Origin of the sequence: Pedobacter sp. GSP4 (assembly GCF_051857575.1) — a bacterium.
Taxonomy (GTDB): Bacteria; Bacteroidota; Bacteroidia; order Sphingobacteriales; family Sphingobacteriaceae; genus Pedobacter.
Window position 1 is genome coordinate 455,034 of sequence record NZ_JBPZIR010000003.1, and the last position, 19,665, is coordinate 474,698.

Here is a 19,665-nt window from a genome sequence, read left to right on the forward strand (position 1 = left end):
AGAGATTTTGTTGTTTAAATCCTGATACGTATATTTGGGTATATCACACGTGTTATGACAACAAAACTAACATTGACTGTAGAAAAATCAACCATAGAGAGAGCAAAGGCATTTGCAAAGCATACAGGGAGGAGTTTATCTGAGTTGGTCGAGACGTATTTAGACACCATTACGCTTGATGAGCAGCCCATTAAATCATCAAAATTAAAAAGCATAGTTGGAGCAGTTAAATTGCCTGATAATTTTGATGAAGAAACAGAACTTCGTAATTATTTTGAAAATAAGCATTTATGAAAAGGGTATTTGTCGATACCAATATCATTGTTGATTTAATTGCTGATAGAAAACCATTCAGCAAATTTGCCATAGAAATTTTCGAAAAATCAGAACGAAACGAAATTCAACTTTTTACCTCATCACACTCAATCGCAACAACACATTATTTGCTGAAGAAATATCTTGAAGAGAAGCAATTAAGAGATGTGATTTATAATGTTTTGAGCTATCTTCAGATCATTGCAATAGATCAGGATATGATTAAAAAAGGACTAAAATCAAAACATAAAGATTTTGAAGATGCCTTGCAAATGCTTTGCGCTTATAATATTGAAAAACTGGACTATATTGTAACCAGAAATATTAAAGATTTCAAGGATTCGGAGATTCCAGTTTTTCCACCTGATGAGCTGTTAACAAAAGTATAATTACATCAATACTAACATGGTTGCGCTCATGGCAATCATAATTGCATCTTCTACAATGGTTACAGTGCTCATGGGTAAGTTAAAAACTGCGCCCAAACAGGCACATTGAATTTTTTTCTTATTCAGAACGCTTTCTAAAACACCTAGTATACTAACGGTCATTACAACCAGCGTAATCCAGTTAATAATGTTGGGAGATAAGTTTAGAGCAAAAGACAAACCTAGGCCCAGCTCGATAAAAGCATAGATATAACCCCATGCACTAAATTTTTTGGCTACAATATCGTACATAGCATAACTTTCGGCAAAGGCTTTTAGGTTGAGCATTTTGAAGAAAGAGAAGGTGAGGAAAAAACCGGCCATAAAAATGCGCATAAACACCATAAAATTTAGGCCAGTGCCTTGCCACGAAACTACAATTGATAGGGCGGTAACGTAACCAAAAATTAACAAGATAGGTTTATAAGTTTCGGCCCAGGATTTTGCTTCTTCAAGTGTTTCGCTATGCTGGGCAGCAGAAATTTGGTATTTGCTGTCGGTGCCGCCCAAAGCTTGCTGCAAAGTTGCTAAGCTGATGTGTTTGTCCATGCTAATGGTGGCAGAATTGGTATCTTTCGAAACCTCAACAGAGGTTACATCGGGCAAGATGAGCAGGTTATTTTTTACTTTATTTTCGCAACCGCCACAGGTCATGCCGGTAAGTTGATAGTTATGAGTCATGATTAAAATGTTTATACAAATTTACCGCTTGATAAACCCACAAACGTTATAGAATAATCATAAAGTTTTACAGAATTTTAGGTAGCCGAAGCGTTAGGCAGATGTTATTTCTTAATGTCCTTAATTGCTTAATGGTTCTTTGTTGGCTTATTTTTTGACCATTAAGGGGTTAAGAAAGTTAAGGTATTTGAGGGCTAATTTTTTTTCTATCTGTTAGGCGCATTGTGTCTTAATGACCCTAATTTCTTAATGGTTATTTGTTGGCTTATTTTTTGACCATTAAGGGGTTAAGAGAGTTAAGATTGTTAAATTTTTTTTATCTGTTAGGCATTGTTTCTTAATGACCTTAATTTCTTAATGTTTTTTTGGAGCTATTTTTTGACCATTAAGGGATTAAAAGAGTTAAGAATGTTAATTTTTTTTTTCTATCTGTTAGGGTCATTGTTTCTTAATGACCTTAATTTCTTAATGTTTTTTTTGAGCCTGTTTTTTGACCATTAAAGGATTAAGAAAGTTAAGATTTGCTCTGATCTAACCCACCAATACAGACGTCATCGTTAATGAACCACCAACTGCCTTATCGTTAAAGAACGAAATTTCCTCCTTATCGTTTTTCATGCCTAAAGTATAAATCAATGGTAAATAATGCTCGGGTGTAGGAATGGCCAACATGGCATCAGTACCTAAATTTCTATAATTAATCAAAGGTTTATGGTCGCCGTTGGCAATTAAACTTTTGAATTTATCATTCATTTCATTGGCCCAATCGTAGCCGCCGCCATTAATCATTTCCCAGCTTAACATCCGCAGGTTGTGCACCATATTGCCACTCCCAATAACCAGTATACCTTTTTTGCGGAGCGCGTAAATTTCTCTGGCAATTTCATAATGCCGTTCTGGTGATTGGGTATAATCGATACTGAGCTGTAAAACCGGAATATCAGCGTTTGGATACATGTGCCTTACAACTGTCCAGGTGCCATGGTCCAAACCCCAATCATGATCTAAACCAACATTTGTGGAATGGATTAAGCCCAGTATTTCTGCCGCAAGTTTGGCATCACCAGGTGCTGGGTACTGAACATCAAAAAGCGCCTGTGGGAAGCCTCCAAAATCATGTATCGTGGAAGGGAAATCCATTGCCGTTATAAATGTGCCATGCGTATACCAGTGTGCCGAAACAACCAGTACAGCTTTGGGAGCAGGAATGTGCCTCGCCAGATCCGCCCAACTCTGGCTAAACTCATTGTGCTCAATACCGTTCATAGGTGAACCATGGCCAATAAATAACGCAGGCATTAAATCCGTTTGTGGCAAACGTTGAGTAAAGTTTTTAAATTGAGATAATCCTGACATGGTATTTTTGCTTGTCATGCTGAGCCTGTCGAAGCATCGCTGGGTATTTTGATAGGCTCAGCGTGATAGGTTTATTTTAACTTGCTTATCTGTTATTTTGCTTGAACAAATTCTAAGTTTAATTTAATAGCAACATCTTTTGCCACACCAGCTCCGGTTGGATCATATTTAATGTTATAATCTAAACGGTTAATGCTTGTAGTTGCGCCGAAACCAGCTTTGGTATTGCCTTGCTGATCTTTAGCTGTACCACCATAAACAACAGCAAACTTTACGTCTTTGGTTACATCACGGATGGTTAATTTACCATTTAACTCGTAATTGTTGCCACTTAATTTTTTGAAAGAAGTGCTTTCGAATTTCATGGTTGGAAATTTCTCTGCGTTAAAGAAATCGTCGGTTTTTAAATGACCATCTCTCATATCAACACCTGTAGTAATGCTGTTTACATCAACTGTAAAGGCAATTTTAGCATCAGTTAAGTCGGGTTTGGCCGCGGTAACCGTTCCTTCGAATTTTTTGAATGAGCCATCCACAAAAGAGATGCCCATGTGTTTAACCGAAAAATTAACAAACGAGTGCATTGGATCAATTTTCCAGCTGGTTTGTGCAAATGATGCCACACTAATTGAGGTAGCGATCAGAAATAAAAATAATTTTTTCATGTCTTGTCCTTTTTAAACAAAAGTACGCTGACATTCAGGTGTATGGTGTTGATGTATGATAAGAAATGTTTAGGAGATTAAACGGCTATATTGTGAACTGAAAACCGCCAACTGATTTACTTCTTCCATTTTACACGGCCTTAAACCTCATCCAACGTTTTCCTGCTATCAGCCGAAGTGCTTTTATACGCTGATGGCGTTAAGCCGGTAACTTTTTTAAATTGGGCCGAAAGATGGGCTACGCTGCTGTAGTTAAGTTGATAGGCAATTTCGCTCAGGGTGAGTTCGCCATAGGTTAACATCTCTTTGGCTTTTTCTATTTTCTGGGCAATAAAATATTTCTCGATAGTTTGATTTTCCACCTCCGAAAAAAACGAACTGAGCTGTGGATATTCGAGGTTAAGCTGTTCGCTCAGGTAAGCAGAAAGATTAATTTTTAAGGGCTCCTTTGCATAGTGAACCAAGTTGATAATCGAAGTTTTGATCTGCTCTGCAACCTGCGTTTTCTTATCCTCGAGTAATTCAAAGCCAAAATGGCCCAGGTTATCCGATATCTTTTCCTTATCCTCCGGAGAAATTTTTTCGGCAAGCGTAACTTCGCCCAGTTCAACCAATAATGGTTTAAGGCCAAGCTTTTCCAGCTCAGCCTTAACCACCATTTTGCAACGGTTGCATACCATGTTTTTGATATGCAGTTTCATTAGTTCGATTTTATGGTTTCAGAAACATCCCCACAATCAAACATCATGCTGCCGTAATATGGATTTTCGATATTTTCTTTTTCATTTAACCAGCTGGCTTTGGCCATTGGGCAATGTTGCACATAAACCGTTTGGCTGTTAAATTTTAAGCCTTTTAAAGTTTTGATCATGGCATAAGAAATACCTTCAAAAGCTTTTCTCTGTGTTTTAATATCGTTTGAACCGGCAAGTTGCGCGGCCTTGCTTTTGATTATTGAAGCCTGCTCCATAAAAATTTTGTGCTGATCGGCAGGTAAATCTTTGTGGTTAACGGCATTGATCTTTGCTGATAAAACTTTCGCCTTTTCGATAGCTAAATCTTTCTTGTCTGTAGCCAGCGCATTTTTTACATCGTAATAAGCGGTTAAAGCTTGGTTTAAGGTTGCATCTGTTTTACTTTGTGCATAAGTGAAAGCTGTTGTTGCGATTGTGATGATGGCAACTATTCCTAATATTTTTTTCATGTGTTTATATTTTTTATTTTAAAACGTTAAAGAAATTAAATTCTGCACGGAGCAGGTACATGTTTTTGGTGTAACGGTTGTCCATGTTTCCGGTAGCCTGAAAACGATAGCCCAAATCGATACGGGTTTTACTGTTTAAAATCATTTGTATGGCCGGGGCCACATCCAGATAAGATTGGCCGCTGCTTGGGTCTGTTTTGCCCAGTAGCTCTAAATATACATTAAAGTTGGGCTCCTTGTAATTTTTGTAAACCACAGGCAATACCAAATAACCGGATGATAGGCTGTACGACAACATATTATTAGGCTGGGGCATTCCGGCAATCTGCCTGTCGCTGTTTTCGAACGCATGTGCATAGCCCAAAGTTGCTGATAGTGCAAGTTTGTGCAAAAGCTGCGTAAAAATCAGTCCGCCCTGCAGCCCGCTGTTATCGCCTTCCAGGTTAATATCTCTTGTGTAAGTTGGCCGTTTACTTGTACTTAGCCTTCCAAAAGCAGATGCCCTAAAATGGCTGTGCGCCTCATCAATGGATAAAAACCTGTATTTGGCATAAATGCTACCCCCTTCTAAACGGTACTTTCCGTCCATATCCGAAAGGAAAGCCTGTGCATGCGCCATCAGGTTTTTATTAAATCCGATCATAACCTCTGGTATAGTTCTGCTTACAAAGCCCGGATTGTTAAACATCCCTTCGTTGGTAATTCTTACCCCGATTGATTTGGTTGGCATATTGCTTGCCGGCTCGGTAAATACATAGAGCTCCTGGCCAAAACCGTTGGTATAAACGCCAAATAGCATCAGCGCCAATACGAATATACGCTTCATTTTAAGAAAGGATTAAATGATAAATGCGTGTTTTTTTGCCGTTAACCATTCCTGTTCCGCTTGCATAAGCATCAGAGTTGGCTGTTGCCGCCTGTTTTTTGAAGGCCGATCCGGAAATGAAATCTTTATCTACAACACTGGCTTTTACCGTTCCGTTTAATGTTTTGCTTTTTGCATTGACAAAGCGGTAAACGCGGCCATCAACAACTGCCTGACCTTTATCATCCACTTTTACATCGTTAAAACTGAAGTTTGCCGTTAAGCCGCCCACAGAAAAGCCTGCATCCTGAACTTTTTTACGTACTAGGTCCAGATTGATGTTCGCATCTTTTTTAAAGGTTAACACAAAGATGTTTTTGTTTAGATCGGGTTTTACGCTGCTAATGAAGTTTAGTGTTTCTAAAGATTTTTGCGTCGCATTCGAACACATAGAGCAGGTTAGGCCTGTTACCTGTAAATCTGCAGAAGATATTTGTTGTGCCGAAACATTCGCGGCGAAGAATAGCATAATGATGCTGAATATTTTTATTGTTTTCATGATTTTTTGAATTAGAATAAGATTAAACTAGTGTCGTTCTATCCCAGTTTTCCCATTAATACCTGGGCTTAGGGATAGATAGATCCTGATCCCAGATCTCCGGGACAGACTGACGGAAAAGTTAAAAAATCCTAATTCCTAAAAATGCAATTGAAAACATGTAAGGCAACCCGCGAGTAGAGTGGCGGTGCCCTGTTTGGGATTTTACTAAAAAACGAAGGTGTAATGTTGGTTAAAAAGGCCAAAACCGGCGGATGAAGAAAAAGCTGGATAGAAAATAACTTAGGCAGCTGTATCTGCGCCTCTGTTTGGTGACTATCTTTAACCTTAACCGTTACCTGCGTGTTTTTGCAGCAACCATCGTCTTTTTTTTCTGAAGGAATATCTTTGCAGAATTTGCAGGAAACCTCGTTGCTAAAAAGTTTAACGTTTTCTAGTTTTCCGCCACAGAAATGGAGACTTAAAGCCAAACCCATAACACTAACTGCATAGAATACAGCCAAAGAAAGTGCTATTTTTTGTTTTAACTTCATGTATACAAAGGTAAAGCAAAAAAAATCGAATTATGCCAGTTTTTATTTATTGAATTTCATTTTTTAGCTTACTTTAGCCTTAAACAGTACTATAATGAAGAAATTATTATTATTCCTCTGCACTTTTTCGATGCTTTCTGCCTTTGCTGCAAAGCCTAAAAACCAATATGTCCGCATTAAAACGGAGTTTGGCGAGTGCATTGTTAAACTCTATAATGAAACTCCGCTACACCGCGATAATTTTTTGAAACTGACCAAAGCCGGTTACTATAATGGCGTGCTTTTTCATCGGGTAATTAAAGATTTTATGATCCAGGGAGGCGATCCGGACTCAAAAAATGCAAAGCCCGATTCGTTATTGGGAGAGGGAGGACCAAAATATACCATTGCCGCCGAATTTAGAGATAGTTTGTTTCATAAAAAGGGTGTTTTGGCGGCAGCAAGAGAAGGCGATGATGTAAATCCAGCAAAAGCCTCAAGTGGAAGCCAGTTTTATCTGGTTCAGGGAAAAGTTTTTACCGATCAGCAATTAAATAGTGTAGAAGAGAAGCGGTTAAAGTTTAAAATCCCTGAATGGCAGCGCGAGGTATATAAAACGATTGGCGGAACACCGCATTTGGATAGAAACTACACTGTTTATGGTGAGATTGTGGTAGGACTGGATATGGTTGATAAAATTGCTGTTCTGACAACGGATAAAAATAACCGCCCGAAACAGGATGTGAAAATGGAAGTTTCTGTACTGAAAAGAAGAGAAGCAAAAAAACTGGAGAAACAGTTGCTGGCAGGTTAATAATCAGAGATCGTCATGCTGATCCGATAGCTATCGGATTTATTTCAACATCTTTGCAACACAGACCCTGAAATAAATTCAAGGTGACGGATACTCATCGTAAATTTTTAAAATAAGCTTTCCGAAAGTCTTTTCATCACTTCGTTATGAGGGATCAATTACCCTCTTTTTAACGAAAGCAATTCCCGATTACTAAGGATTAATTGAATTAATTTCTAAATTTACCGCCCACAACAATTGAAACTTACTGAATGAAACCCTCATGGTATATCCATTAACCGGGTATAAAATCATGACCGCTTCATCGCTGTTCAAAACACATTAACTGATGAAAATAATTTCCTATAATGTAAACGGGATCAGGGCGGCCAGCACTAAAAATTTTTTTGGTTGGTTGCAGGCTACAGATGCCGATATGGTCTGTTTGCAGGAAGTAAAAGCCATGCCTTCGCAGATTCCAGAAATTATAGCTTTGGTTGAGCAGTTGGGTTACCACCATTATTGGTTTCCGGCAGAAAAAAAGGGGTATAGCGGCGTTGCAATCTTATCGAAGATTAAGCCCAATCATGTCGAATTTGGCTGCGGGGAAGAGTGGATAGATAAAGAAGGGCGGATTTTGAGGGCTGATTATGATCATTTCTCTTTAATGAGCCTTTACATGCCCTCTGGCTCGAGCGGAGATGAAAGGCAGATTAAGAAATACGAATTTATGCGGTTTTTTGATGTTTACATCGGAGCGCTCCGTAAAGAAATTCCTAATTTAATTGTGAGTGGCGATTATAACATCTGCCATACTGCAATAGATATCCATAACCCAAAATCGAATGCAAATTCTTCAGGTTTTTTGCCCGAAGAGCGCGAATGGATGCAGTTATTTTTGGATAATGGCTTTATTGATACTTTCAGGCATTTTAACAAGGATCCGCATCATTATACCTGGTGGAGCTACAGGGCCGGCTCGAGGGGCAAAAACCTGGGTTGGCGCATTGATTACCACTTGGCTACCAAACCAATGGAAAGCCGTTTGAAAAACGTGAGGATTTTGCCTGATGCCATCCATTCCGATCACTGCCCGGTACTTTTGGAAATAGATTAGTTTTTGGGTAAACTGGTTAAAAAGAAGGTACAGTTAACCAATTTATCCCGTTTAAATAAATAACCATTACCTAGCCAAATGTTAATCAAAAATATAAAGGGCCTTGTTGGCCTGCATCCCAAAAATAAATTAGTGCTCAGCGGAAGCGAACTTGGTAATCTACCTGTGTTCGAAAATGCCTGGCTTTTGATAGAAGATGGTTTGATCAAAGATTTTGGTGACATGGATAGTTTTCCATCATCCATTGCACATCTTCCATCTTACAGCGCCGAAGGCCGCTATGTTTTCCCTTCTTGGTGCGATAGCCATACCCACATTGTTTTTGCGGCATCGAGGGAGGAAGAGTTTGCCATGAAAATTCAGGGCAAAAGCTACGAAGAGATTGCCGCCGCAGGTGGGGGAATTTTAAATTCGGCAGAAAAGCTTCAAAAAGCTTCGGAAGATGAACTGTATGAAAGCGCAGCAGCCCGGTTAAAGCAAATGATTTATTCGGGAACGGGAGCGGTTGAAATTAAAAGCGGGTATGGCCTAACGGTGGAGAGCGAAATTAAAATGTTGAGGGTAATCCGTAGGTTAAAAAGTGAGTTCTCCATTCCGGTTAAAGCTACTTTTTTAGCGGCACATGCTTTTCCTACGGCATTTAAGAATAATCATCAAGGCTATATCGATTTAATTATCAACGAAATGCTGCCGCTGATTGCCGCAGAAAAACTGGCCGATTACATAGATGTTTTTTGCGAAAAGGGCTTTTTCTCTGTAGAACAAACCGATCAGATATTAAAAGCAGGAGCCGCTTACGGACTTAAACCTAAAGTACATGCCAATCAGCTTTCTGTTTCGGGGGCGGTAGAAGTAGCGGTAAAAAACAATGCAGTTTCGGTCGATCATTTAGAAGAAAACAATGCAGCAACCATTGAAACATTAAAAACTGCCGATACCATTGTAACGTTATTGCCTTCCTGTTCGTTTTATCTTGGTATTCCGTTTGCTGATGCCAAAAGTTTCATTAAGGCCGATTTGCCTGTGGCTTTGGCAACAGATTATAATCCGGGATCTACACCATCGGGAAATATGAATTTTGTGGTTTCACTGGGCTGCATTAAGCTGAAGATGTTTCCTGAGCAGGCCATAAATGCAGCCACTTTAAACGGAGCTGCAGCAATGGAGATAAGTGAAAGCTATGGAAGTATTGCGATGGGCAAAAAGGCCAACCTGTTTATTACGAAACCGATGCCTTCCATTGCTTATCTGCCCTACAGTTTTGGCGAAACGCTGGTGGATACGGTAATTTTAAACGGAGAAATTTATAATGGATAGCCTTAAAATATATTCGCAGCACGATATTAACCGTTTGATCATTCCCCGTGATGGAGAAACCAAACTTGGTGAAAGGGTTAATGTATACGAATCAACCGAGCCGGTTTCGGTAAAGGGATTAGCTGCAAGCCGTTCTAAGTTTGTGTTTTTAGGTATCCCTGAAGATATTGGTGTGCGGGCAAACGCGGGCATTGCGGGTGCGGCTTCGGCTTGGCGCACAAGTTTAGTGACCTTTCTGAACACGCAGAGCAACCGCTTTTTGACAGGCGAAGAAATTTTGGTGCTGGGGCATTTTGAAATCAATGAACCGGAAGAATCAACCCTAAAAGGTTTACGCGCAAAGGTGGCAGAGATTGATGATCTTGTTTATCCGGTTATTGAAAAAATTGTAGCTGCGGGCAAAATCCCGGTTGTGATAGGTGGTGGGCATAATAATGCTTATCCAATGATTAAGGGCACTTCTCTGGCATATCAAAAACCTATTGAAGTATTAAATGTAGATGCACACGCTGATTTAAGGGAACTGGAAGGCCGGCACAGTGGCAATGGCTTTTCTTATGCTTTGAAAGAAAATTACCTGGATGCTTATAACATGTACGGTTTGCATCAAAACTATAATAATGAAGCCATTTTAAGCCAGATTGAACAAAACCCAAAGCTTAAGGCTATTTTTTTTGATGATATTTTAACTGGGGCCGATTTTGAAGATCTTGTAGACGGAATAAAATCGACCGCAGGTTTAGAGATTGATTTAGATTGCATTCAAAATGTACTATCGAGTGCCGAAACCCCATCGGGCTTTACGGTGAACGATATCAGAAAACTGATTTTAACCAGCGCAAAGAAATTTTCTTACTTGCATATCAGCGAAGGCGCTACGCGGATGCTAGATGGGAGGGTAAATAGGTTAACGGCTAAATTGATTGCTTATTTGGTGAGCGATTTCGTGAAAGCACATGCTGATAAAGTTTAGCCTCCCGTACCTTCATTTCGAGGAATAATTTATTCATAAAAGTCAATATGAGTGACATATATAATTGATTTTTTTTGCCCTGCTGCGCAGTCTTGCCTCGGCTCGCCGCCGCCGAATGGCTCTTTCTTTTTGGCATCAAAAAGAAACAAAAAATGCCGGCTGAAAATTTTTCTTTGAAAGTTAGTAGGATGGCCGGGTCAGTGGAGCCCTAAAAATTTGTTAGGCCGGGTTTAAGTAGAACGGGGATATAGTGCTTTGGCCTAGCTGGATGGAAATGCGGGTGCCCAGTAAGTCGCTTATTATTAATGGAATACTAAATGACATCAATGGTAGAGAAGTGTAAGGTAGTCGAGAAATCTATCTCCACTTCACTGCGTTTTGGTCGTGATGAAGATGTTTTTATTGAACTCTATCATAGGTTGGCGCGCATCGCCGTCGAGAGGACGACATTTTGTTGGGTGTCCAGCCTAATGAACCAATGAACAAGAGACTAGTGAACTACAAATGCTCTGCTTCGTATTTTTCGCCAGCCTTTAGCATCAATTCTATCTGCTTCAGGTCTTCGGCGGTTAATTCTTCCTTTTCCTGCAGCTCAAAAACGGCAATCATATTGTCTTCGTATTGTTTTTCGGTTTTAATAACAATTTCCTGTGGCATGCTGGTAAGCTTAAAATTTTATAATTTCTGTTGGGGTAATACAAAAATCCAACCTGATGTCGTATTCATTTACATCGTCGATTTTTTCAACAGCAGGGTACAAAGATAAGCCTATTTTTTGAGCATTTGTATTTTGTAAAAAACGGTCGTAAAAGCCTTTGCCATATCCAACACGGAACCCTTGTTTATCAAAAGCTAACAACGGTATAATTACGAGGTCTATTTCGGTATGGTGAAGCCCTCCTTTTTGCGGTTCAAGAATGTTGTAAAGGTTTTTTTTCAGGTCTTCTTTGCCAATATATTCATGGTGGGTCATTAACGCGGTTTCAAAATCAGCTTTAGGTACAATAATCTTAATTTCAGGATGGGTTTCGCTTAGCCACGCTATAAACAAAAAAGTATCTGGTTCCCTTTTTTCTATAATGGGAAGAAAGATATGCAGGGTTTTAATTTGGCTAAAATCGAGTGTTTTGAATTGATTTAAGAGCGCTTTGTTGAGCTCTTGATAAGTGGCGTCATCTAGTCGTAATCTGTCCTTTAACGCTTGTTTTCTGATTTCGGCTTTTAGCATAGTCACAAAGGTAAATATTTTACAGATCTGTAAGGTTTTTAAAGCCTTGCAGGTCTAAAGAACGGAAATAAAAAAGCCTCTAAAGGTTTAACTTCAGAGGCTTTCAAATACTATTGGGTAAATTATTTTACACGTTCCACGTAGTCACCGGTACGGGTATCGATTTTAATTTTATCGCCCTGGTTTACGAACATCGGAACTTTAACTTCCACACCGTTTTCAAGCGTAGCTGCTTTTAAGGCATTTGTAGAAGTATCGCCTTTAACTGCAGGCTCCGAATACGTAATTTCAAATTCAGCAAAGTTTGGTAATTGTGCCATAATTGCTTCATCGCTTTCCATAGAAACGATAATGTTCATGCCTTCTTTCAAAAATTTGATTGCCGAACCAAATAACGTTTTCTCAACATTAAACTGCTCGTAAGTATTGTTGTCCATTACTACCAAATAGTTACCATCTTCGTATAAATATTGGTAATCGTTGGTTTCTACGCGGCAGATTTCTACAGCTTCATCTGTATTCATACGCGCTTCAACAATTCTTCCAGTTTTAATGTTACGGAATTTTCCGGTGTAAAAAGCACCGCCTTTACCCGGGGTGCGGTGATTCCATTCGTCAACAGTAACCAGCTCATTGTTTACACGGAGAATGTTACCTGTTTTAATTTCTGATGCTTTTGCCATATTGTGTTATCCTATGTGGATTTTATTTTTCGGTTTTTTAGTGACGGCAAAGGTAAAATTATTTTAATAAAAACCTATAAAGGTTTAAGGCATAAGGCCTAGGGTTTAGCACTGGTTAGGCCTCTGTTTATGTTATTTTACCCTTTCCATGTATTCGCCGGTTTTGGTATCAACCTTTACCTTATCGCCTTGGTTGATAAACAGCGGAACCCTTATTTCGGCTCCCGTTTCAACGGTTGCATACTTTTGGGCACTGGTAGAAGTATCTCCTTTAACAGCTGGCTCGGTATAGGTAATCTCCAACTCAACACTGTTTGGTAACTGGGCAACAATAGGCTCGTCACTTTCAAAGGCAATGGTTACGTTCATGCCCTCTTTTAAAAATTTAATGGAGCTGCCAAAAAGCAGTTTTGGGATATTGTGCTGATCAAAAGTGTTGTTATCCATCACCACCAAGTAGTCGCCATCTTCGTACAGGTACTGGTAATCGTTGGTTTCTACACGGCAAATGGTTACCTCTTCATCGGTACGGAAACGGTACTCCACAATTTTTCCAGTCTTTACGTTCCTCATGCGGGCCTGATAGAAAGCCCTTAAATTTCCGGGGGTACGGTGGATATATTCATCTACACTAACCAACTCTCCGTTAAAACGAAGAACATTTCCGCTTTTTACTTCTGATGCCTTTGCCATTTTATATTGAAATATTGTTTTGTTAATTTTTGAATGCCAAAGTTAAAAAAAATGGTTCATTGGTTCAATAGTCATTAACTCATTGGGCTGGGCGCATAACCAAGATCTGGCAGGTTTGATCAGCTGTTTAGCGATTTAAAATCTGTGAGGGTTTTCGTAAAAAAACAGGATATAAAAGAAATGCCTTTGGGAACCACTCCAAAGGCATAATCAACCTAAACCTCAAACTAAACTATGAAAAACTCTTTTGCCTTTCGGCGTATATTAAAATCCGCGCTGTGCGGACAATCTGATCATTTCCTGAAAGAGATAAATTTAAATATTTGTTTCTCTTTTTGGTGGTGCAAAGGTAAGAACAATTTATGAATTACAAAATATTTTTTTAAAAATTTATTTATAATACAAATGTATGACAAAACAGACGGGTTGTGCTGTCCATTTTTGAGCTGAAAGTTACTTGTAATCAGCTATTTGTAATTGGTTTGTACAGAATTCGTATTCTTGTATTTGATTGGAGCCAATTATGGTCAGACGGTCTTTTCCAAAATTTTCAATCAGTTCGAGGTACCAATTTATTCCCTGAACGTCTAAATTACTGGTTGGCTCATCTAAAAATAAAATTGGTGTATCGGTACAACAGGCCAAAGCTAGTTTGGTTCTTTGCTTCATTCCCGACGAAAAGTACTTAATTTGTTTATTGGCTGCTTTTTCTAAGCCCAATACGGCAATAAGTTTTTTGGCATCGAGGCCCGGGGAGAAGTTTTTGAACTTGAAATGGAAATCAATGATTTCTTTTAAGGTAAATGTTTCTACCAGTTCGAGGTATGGTGCAGCCAAGCTGATATATTTGTAAATGCTTTCAACGGGTATTTCTTTATCAGCCGAGAAGGAAATTTCTCCTTCGGAGGGAGAGAGGCCCCCTGTTAAAACACTCAGTAATGTTGATTTACCTGAACCATTTGGCCCCAGTATAGCATAACTGTTGCCTGAGGAAAACTCGGTGCTTAGATTTCTGAAAATCCATTCCTTGTTAAATCTTCTGCCAACGTTGCTTAAGCTTATTTTCATTTTTAAGTTCAGGTATTGAGGTAAAGCTATTTTAACGATTTTAGCATGCAAACGCTGTTATCAACGCCTATGTACTGGCCGTAGTTGGGGGTAATGCGGTAGCCTACCTTTTGATAAAGCGAAATGGCTTCTGGCTGCTTTTTACCGGTTTCCAATACGCAGGCAAAAAAACCAAGCTCAGCAGCCCAGTTTTCGAGTTCGTTCAAAACCTTAGCGGCAATACCCTGCTTCCTATAATCGGGATGCACGAACATCCGCTTAACTTCAGCTTCTTTTTCTGAGAAGGGCTTTATGGCTCCACAAGCCACAGGAATTTCATCCTGATAGGCCACAACTACTTCTTTAATGGCATCAACTTTATTAAATTGCGCATAAAAAGCGTGGTCTTCGCCATCTCTAACGGCTAAATCATGATCCAACAGTTTAACCAACTTTCTGAAATCGGTATGATCTGAATTTGTCCTGATTAGCGTTAAAGTACTCATGCATACTAATTTGAAATGGTTTAAGGCTGGGGGAATTTACCTTTGGCCTTAAACCTTTATACTTTTAGGCCTAGCTTCCCATGCCGAAACCCTTCATCACCCCACGGTTAGAGTTGCGGATAAAATCTACAATCTCATCACGGATTTCGGTAGGTTTGAACTCGGCTTCGATCATATCCAAAGCTTTGGTTACGTTATTGTGTTTAACGAAAAGCACCCGGTAAATCTCCTGGATCTCGTCAATCTGCTCATTGGTAAAACCTCTTCTTCTTAAACCAACAGAGTTAATGCCGGCATACGAAAGCGGTTCGCGGGCGGCTTTAACATAAGGGGGAACATCTTTACGTACCAATGAACCACCGGTAACGAAAGCGTAAGAGCCTACTTTAACAAACTGGTGAATGGCCACCAAACCTGCCAGAACCACATTGTTGCCAATGGTAATGTGGCCTGCTAAAGTGGTGCTGTTAGAGAAAATACAGTTGTTGCCAACTTCACAGTCGTGCGCAATGTGCGAATAAGCCTGGATAAGGCAGTTGCTGCCAATAACCGTTTTCCATTTATCTTTGGTTCCACGGTTAATGGTTACACACTCGCGGATAGTGGTGTTATCGCCAATTTCTGCTGTGGTCACTTCGCCGGCAAATTTTAAATCCTGTGGCTCGCCAGAAATAACGGCTCCAGGAAATATGCGGCAGTTTTTACCAATTCGCGCGCCGTCCATTATGGTAACGTTCGATCCGATCCAGGTACCCTCTCCAATTACAACGTCTTTATGTATTACCACAAAAGGTTCAATTACCACGTTTTCGGCAATTTTTGCCTGAGGATGTATATATGCTAAAGGTTGTATCATTATTGAGCGGGTTCTGCTTGTTTAACTTTTGAGATTTGGGCCATCATTTCGGCTTCGACAACGATTTTTTCGCCAACCATACCTACACCTTTCATTTGGGCAATTCCCCTTCTGATCGGTTCTAGTAAGTCGCAACGGAAAACAATGGTATCGCCAGGTAGAACCTGCGCCCTAAAGCGTACGTTATCTATTTTTAAGAAATAGGTTAAATAGTTTCTTGGATCTGGAACGGTGCTTAAAACCAAAATTCCGCCAACCTGGGCCATAGCCTCAATTTGGATTACACCCGGAAAAACCGGAGCGCCGGGAAAGTGACCCTTAAAAAACTCTTCGTTCATGGTTACGTTTTTAACGCCCACTACGTGGTTTTTCGAAAGTTCTAATATTTTATCTACAAATAAAAATGGCTGACGGTGGGGCAAAATGTCCATAATCTGAACAACGTCGTATAATGGTTTTGCGCCTGGATCGTACACCTTCTGTATTTTTTTGTTTTTTTCTTTCTTAATGGCTGCTTTAATCTTTTTGGCAAAAGCAACGTTAGCTGCATGGCCCGGACGGGCTGCCATAATATGGCCCTTTAAGTGCATACCAACCAAAGCTAAATCGCCAATCATATCTAATAATTTATGACGGGCAGGTTCGTTTTGGTAGCGCAGCTCCATATTGTTTAAAATTCCCTGTGGGGCAACATCAATATCCTTACGGTTAAAAAGTTTGGCCAAGTGGCTCAACTCGTCTTTGGTAACTTCTTTATCAACAATTACGATGGCGTTGTTTAAATCGCCCCCCTTAATTAAATTATGCGATAATTGATATTCCAGCTCGTGGAGGAAACAGAAGGTACGGCAGGATGCAATTTCTTTCTTAAACTCTGCAATGGTGTTTATGCCAGCATGCTGACTGCCCAGAACAGGAGAGTTGTAATCGATCATACAGGTAAAGCGATAGTCGTCTAATGGCATGGCCACAATTTCTACCTTTCTATCTTCTTCTGTATAGGTAATGTTATGGGGAATGGTAAAGTACTCGCGGTCTGCATTTTGCTCTACAGTGCCAACTTCTTCCAGTAAATCAACAAACTGGATTGAGCTGCCATCCATAATCGGAGTTTCAGGTCCATCTAATTTGATCAGTACATTGTCCAGGTCCATGCCCACCAATGAGGCCATTACGTGCTCAACAGTGCTTACGCTAGCACCATTTTGGGTAATTGTGGTACCGCGGGAAGTATCAGTTACATTATCAGCATCAGCTTCGATAATTGGATGGCCGTCTAAATCAATGCGCTGAAATTTAAAGCCATGATTTTCGGGGGCAGGGCAAAATGTTAAAGTAACATTAGCGCCTGTGTGTAAACCAACACCAGATGCTGATATTTCATGTTTAATCGTTTTTTGTCTAACGTTCATTGTGTAATGTATTCTTTTCCAGTTCAGCTGTAAGCTTTTTCAATTCCTCTTCGAGTGCGTTTATTCTTTTTTCTACATCTGGCAGATGCTTAAAAATTACGGATGCCCGCATCCAGTTTCGTAGCGGCTGCGCAGGGCTGCCATGCCATTGTTTATTTTCTTCGGTAATATTAAAGTTAATGCCAGCCTGTGCGCCAATTTGGGTGCCTTTGGCCAGGGTTAAATGGCCGGCTATACCTACCTGACCGCCAACAACACTGTTGGGACCAATTTTGGTGCTGCCCGAAATACCTGATTGTGCAGCTAAAACGGTGTTCTCGCCAATTTCAACATTGTGCGCAATCTGGATCAGGTTATCAATTTTTGCACCTTTTTTTACAATAGTTGATCCCATTGTTGCACGGTCTACTGTGGTATTGGCGCCGATTTCTACATCATCTTCAATAATCACATTCCCAATCTGCGGAATTTTATTGTAAGTGCCGTCTTTTTGTGGGGCAAAACCAAAGCCATCGCTTCCGATAACCGTGTTGGAATGGATGGTTACCCGGCTACCGATTACAGAGTTGTGGTAAACTTTTACCCCCGGGAAAAAAGTAGTGTTTTCGCCAATTTTAGAGTTTGCACCAATAAAAGTCTGGCTGTTTATTTTGCAGCCATCGGCTATTTCTACATTTTCAGCCACGTAGGCAAAGGCATCAATAAAAACATTTTTGCCAATTTTTGCTGTTGGGTGTACATAAGCCATTTTATCGATACCCGATTGAACGGCCTGTGCATTTACGGCTTCATTATACTTATCCAAAAGTACTGTAAAGGCACTGTATGGATTTTCGACACGGATTAATGTACTGGTATAGGCTTGGTTGGGCGTAAAATCTTTTGATACGATAACAACCGATGCTTGAGTAGAGTACAAATAGTTTTCGTACTTAGGGTTGGAAAGAAAAGACAAAGAGCCTTCCTTTCCGTCTTCTATCTTAGAAAGTTCGGTAACGGCTACATCAGGGTTACCATCTATGGAACCGTTCAGAAACTGACTTATCTGCTTGGCAGTAAATTGCATCGTACAAAGGTAAATGTTAAATTGATATGAACAAAAAAACCTGTAAGGGTTGAGCTGTGTATATTTTACACAATAATAAGACTTAAAACGGCAGTAAAAGTTAAATATTTTGTTAAATAAGCTTAAATACCCCTGGGGTAACAGAGGATATATTTTTCTACTGTTTTCTGCAGCGACTCCAGGTTGGATAAATCGGAAGCCTTTGCAATGTCTACAATGTCATTGTTTTTCATCAAAATTTTAATGTTGCCAACACCTGCGTTGTAAGCACGGTTCTGAATCGAATCAGTAAAAACGAAATACCTCGCTTCTTCGGGGCTTATTTCGAGTAAATTAACAACAGCTTCTTTCAAGAAAGCCAACCTATCGCCATTGGCCATTTCATTGCCCATTTCTACCTTGTACAGGTTCCGGGCGGTTAGCATTTTGCAAAGCGTAGATAAGATTTTATCCGGATGGCCTGCCCAAACTTTAACTGCGGCATAAATATCCTGGTCGTCCAGATTGGTAAAGTGCTCCAGGTTTTCGTGGTTGGCAAAGAAATTTGCCTCGTTTATATTGTTCTGCAGAAAATACTTTAACGATGGTGAGGCAAATAAATCGGTTCCGTTTGCCGATAGCTCTTTTGCCCGTTCCAATAATTTTACCAAGATCATTTCGCCCGCAATAACAGTTTTATGCAGATAAACCTGCCAATACATCAGCCTGCGTGCAATTAAAAACTTTTCAATCGAGTAAATCCCTTTTTCTTCAATTACCAGATCTTCGTCGAAAACGTTGAACATTTTGATAATCCGGTCGAAACTGATTACACCCTCACTTACACCGGTAAAAAAACTATCGCGGTTTAAATAATCCATTCTATCCAGGTCTAACTGACCTGAAATTAGTTGATGAAGAAACTTTTTTGGATAAGTGCCGTTAAAGATTTCAATGGCATGGGTTAAACGCCCTTCGAAGTGGATGTTCAGGTCGTTCATCAGCTTTACCGAAATATCTTCGTGCCTGATGCCGGTAACCAAAGAATGCTCTAGCGCGTGCGAAAATGGTCCGTGGCCGATATCGTGCAGTAAAATAGCCAAAATGGCGGCTTCTTCTTCGCCATCGGTGATGGTATGCCCTTTACTTCTTAAAAGATTAATGGCCAAACTCATTAAATGCATGGCACCCAATGCGTGGTGGAAACGCGTATGCAAAGCCCCTGGATACACCAAATGGGTCATTCCCAGTTGTTTGATATAACGCAAGCGCTGAAAATACGGATGCGAAATTACATCGTAAACCAGCGCCGATGGAATGCTGATGAAACCGTAAACGGGATCATTTATTATTTTCTTCTTATTCAATCGTTAAAAATAGTTAAATAGACAGATACGGTACAAAAATTGCTATTTTTATTCATAGTTTGATTTACCCGCAAAAATTAAAGGGCAATACTCACCTATTTTT

Annotated in this window: 24 protein-coding genes; 6 read left to right on the forward strand and 18 right to left on the reverse strand. The window is 39.8% G+C overall.

Features of this window, described 5'->3' with window-relative positions:
* Positions 1-54: 54 nt before the first annotated feature.
* On the forward strand, positions 55-294 hold the full coding sequence (locus tag ACS5PU_RS09130; protein WP_439458980.1) for a DUF6364 family protein: 240 nt from the start codon (positions 55-57) through the stop codon (positions 292-294).
* The gene (locus ACS5PU_RS09135) at positions 291-704 is read left to right on the forward strand and encodes a type II toxin-antitoxin system VapC family toxin (protein WP_439458981.1); all 414 of its coding nucleotides are present in this window, start codon (positions 291-293) and stop codon (positions 702-704) included. Before ACS5PU_RS09130 ends, ACS5PU_RS09135 begins: the two co-directional genes overlap by 4 nt.
* Here the strand turns inward: ACS5PU_RS09135 and ACS5PU_RS09140 are convergent, their stop codons facing one another.
* The 8 genes from ACS5PU_RS09140 to ACS5PU_RS09175 form a co-directional block, all read right to left on the reverse strand.
* Positions 705-1,424 carry a heavy-metal-associated domain-containing protein gene (locus tag ACS5PU_RS09140; RefSeq protein WP_439458982.1) on the reverse strand — a complete coding sequence of 240 codons (720 nt, stop codon included), beginning with the start codon at positions 1,422-1,424 and terminating at the stop codon, positions 705-707. It lies immediately after the preceding gene.
* Between the two features lie 531 nt (positions 1,425-1,955).
* Entirely contained in the window at positions 1,956-2,780 is an 825-nt protein-coding gene (ygiD, locus tag ACS5PU_RS09145) for a 4,5-DOPA dioxygenase extradiol (protein WP_439458983.1), read from the reverse strand.
* A gap of 92 nt (positions 2,781-2,872) precedes the next feature.
* Positions 2,873-3,445, reverse strand: coding sequence for a YceI family protein (locus ACS5PU_RS09150; protein WP_439458984.1), 573 nt, complete (start codon positions 3,443-3,445; stop codon positions 2,873-2,875).
* A gap of 140 nt (positions 3,446-3,585) precedes the next feature.
* The gene (locus ACS5PU_RS09155) at positions 3,586-4,146 is read right to left on the reverse strand and encodes a helix-turn-helix domain-containing protein (protein WP_439458985.1); all 561 of its coding nucleotides are present in this window, start codon (positions 4,144-4,146) and stop codon (positions 3,586-3,588) included.
* The gene (locus tag ACS5PU_RS09160) at positions 4,146-4,649 is read right to left on the reverse strand and encodes a DUF3347 domain-containing protein (RefSeq protein ID WP_439458986.1); all 504 of its coding nucleotides are present in this window, start codon (positions 4,647-4,649) and stop codon (positions 4,146-4,148) included. The genes ACS5PU_RS09155 and ACS5PU_RS09160 overlap by 1 nt, the downstream gene beginning before the upstream one ends.
* Positions 4,650-4,662: 13 nt before the next feature.
* Complete coding sequence (locus ACS5PU_RS09165) at positions 4,663-5,475, reverse strand: hypothetical protein (RefSeq protein ID WP_439458987.1); 813 nt, start codon at positions 5,473-5,475, stop codon at positions 4,663-4,665.
* A gap of 1 nt (position 5,476) precedes the next feature.
* Positions 5,477-6,013 carry a heavy-metal-associated domain-containing protein gene (locus ACS5PU_RS09170; protein ID WP_439458988.1) on the reverse strand — a complete coding sequence of 179 codons (537 nt, stop codon included), beginning with the start codon at positions 6,011-6,013 and terminating at the stop codon, positions 5,477-5,479.
* A 131-nt stretch (positions 6,014-6,144) separates the two neighbouring features.
* A complete protein-coding gene (locus ACS5PU_RS09175; protein ID WP_439458989.1) occupies positions 6,145-6,546 on the reverse strand; it encodes an HYC_CC_PP family protein in 402 nt (133 codons plus the stop codon).
* 94 nt (positions 6,547-6,640) lie between these two features.
* Here ACS5PU_RS09175 and ACS5PU_RS09180 point away from each other — a divergent pair, with 94 nt between their 5' ends.
* From ACS5PU_RS09180 to ACS5PU_RS09195, 4 genes are all read left to right on the forward strand, one after another.
* On the forward strand, positions 6,641-7,339 hold the full coding sequence (locus ACS5PU_RS09180; protein ID WP_439458990.1) for a peptidylprolyl isomerase: 699 nt from the start codon (positions 6,641-6,643) through the stop codon (positions 7,337-7,339).
* 328 nt (positions 7,340-7,667) lie between these two features.
* Positions 7,668-8,435: an exodeoxyribonuclease III gene (locus ACS5PU_RS09185; RefSeq protein ID WP_439458991.1), complete on the forward strand. Its 768-nt coding sequence runs from the start codon at positions 7,668-7,670 to the stop codon at positions 8,433-8,435.
* Positions 8,436-8,513: 78 nt separating this feature from the next.
* Positions 8,514-9,752 carry an imidazolonepropionase gene (gene hutI, locus ACS5PU_RS09190; protein WP_439458992.1) on the forward strand — a complete coding sequence of 413 codons (1,239 nt, stop codon included), beginning with the start codon at positions 8,514-8,516 and terminating at the stop codon, positions 9,750-9,752.
* A complete protein-coding gene (locus ACS5PU_RS09195) occupies positions 9,745-10,725 on the forward strand; it encodes a formimidoylglutamase (protein WP_439458993.1) in 981 nt (326 codons plus the stop codon). Before hutI ends, ACS5PU_RS09195 begins: the two co-directional genes overlap by 8 nt.
* A gap of 498 nt (positions 10,726-11,223) precedes the next feature.
* Here ACS5PU_RS09195 and ACS5PU_RS09200 read toward each other — a convergent pair whose 3' ends face one another.
* From ACS5PU_RS09200 to ACS5PU_RS09245, 10 genes are all read right to left on the reverse strand, one after another.
* The gene (locus ACS5PU_RS09200) at positions 11,224-11,382 is read right to left on the reverse strand and encodes a hypothetical protein (RefSeq protein WP_157255332.1); all 159 of its coding nucleotides are present in this window, start codon (positions 11,380-11,382) and stop codon (positions 11,224-11,226) included.
* Between the two features lie 10 nt (positions 11,383-11,392).
* Complete coding sequence (locus ACS5PU_RS09205) at positions 11,393-11,953, reverse strand: 5-formyltetrahydrofolate cyclo-ligase (RefSeq protein ID WP_439458994.1); 561 nt, start codon at positions 11,951-11,953, stop codon at positions 11,393-11,395.
* Positions 11,954-12,075: 122 nt separating this feature from the next.
* On the reverse strand, positions 12,076-12,636 hold the full coding sequence (gene efp, locus ACS5PU_RS09210) for an elongation factor P (RefSeq protein WP_205057464.1): 561 nt from the start codon (positions 12,634-12,636) through the stop codon (positions 12,076-12,078).
* Positions 12,637-12,768: 132 nt separating this feature from the next.
* Positions 12,769-13,329: an elongation factor P gene (efp, locus tag ACS5PU_RS09215; protein WP_439458995.1), complete on the reverse strand. Its 561-nt coding sequence runs from the start codon at positions 13,327-13,329 to the stop codon at positions 12,769-12,771.
* Positions 13,330-13,782: 453 nt separating this feature from the next.
* Positions 13,783-14,397, reverse strand: coding sequence for an ABC transporter ATP-binding protein (locus ACS5PU_RS09220; protein ID WP_439458996.1), 615 nt, complete (start codon positions 14,395-14,397; stop codon positions 13,783-13,785).
* Between the two features lie 26 nt (positions 14,398-14,423).
* Entirely contained in the window at positions 14,424-14,882 is a 459-nt protein-coding gene (locus ACS5PU_RS09225; protein WP_439458997.1) for a GNAT family N-acetyltransferase, read from the reverse strand.
* A 70-nt stretch (positions 14,883-14,952) separates the two neighbouring features.
* Complete coding sequence (lpxA, locus tag ACS5PU_RS09230; protein WP_010599175.1) at positions 14,953-15,738, reverse strand: acyl-ACP--UDP-N-acetylglucosamine O-acyltransferase; 786 nt, start codon at positions 15,736-15,738, stop codon at positions 14,953-14,955.
* Positions 15,738-17,150, reverse strand: a complete 1,413-nt coding sequence (locus ACS5PU_RS09235; protein ID WP_439458998.1) for a bifunctional UDP-3-O-[3-hydroxymyristoyl] N-acetylglucosamine deacetylase/3-hydroxyacyl-ACP dehydratase — start codon at positions 17,148-17,150, stop codon at positions 15,738-15,740. Before ACS5PU_RS09235 ends, lpxA begins: the two co-directional genes overlap by 1 nt.
* Positions 17,140-18,216 (reverse strand): UDP-3-O-(3-hydroxymyristoyl)glucosamine N-acyltransferase, encoded by a 1,077-nt coding sequence (gene lpxD, locus ACS5PU_RS09240; RefSeq protein ID WP_439458999.1) that lies wholly within the window; start codon positions 18,214-18,216, stop codon positions 17,140-17,142. The genes ACS5PU_RS09235 and lpxD overlap by 11 nt, the downstream gene beginning before the upstream one ends.
* A gap of 122 nt (positions 18,217-18,338) precedes the next feature.
* Positions 18,339-19,562: an HD domain-containing protein gene (locus ACS5PU_RS09245; RefSeq protein WP_439459000.1), complete on the reverse strand. Its 1,224-nt coding sequence runs from the start codon at positions 19,560-19,562 to the stop codon at positions 18,339-18,341.
* Positions 19,563-19,665 lie beyond the last annotated feature (103 nt).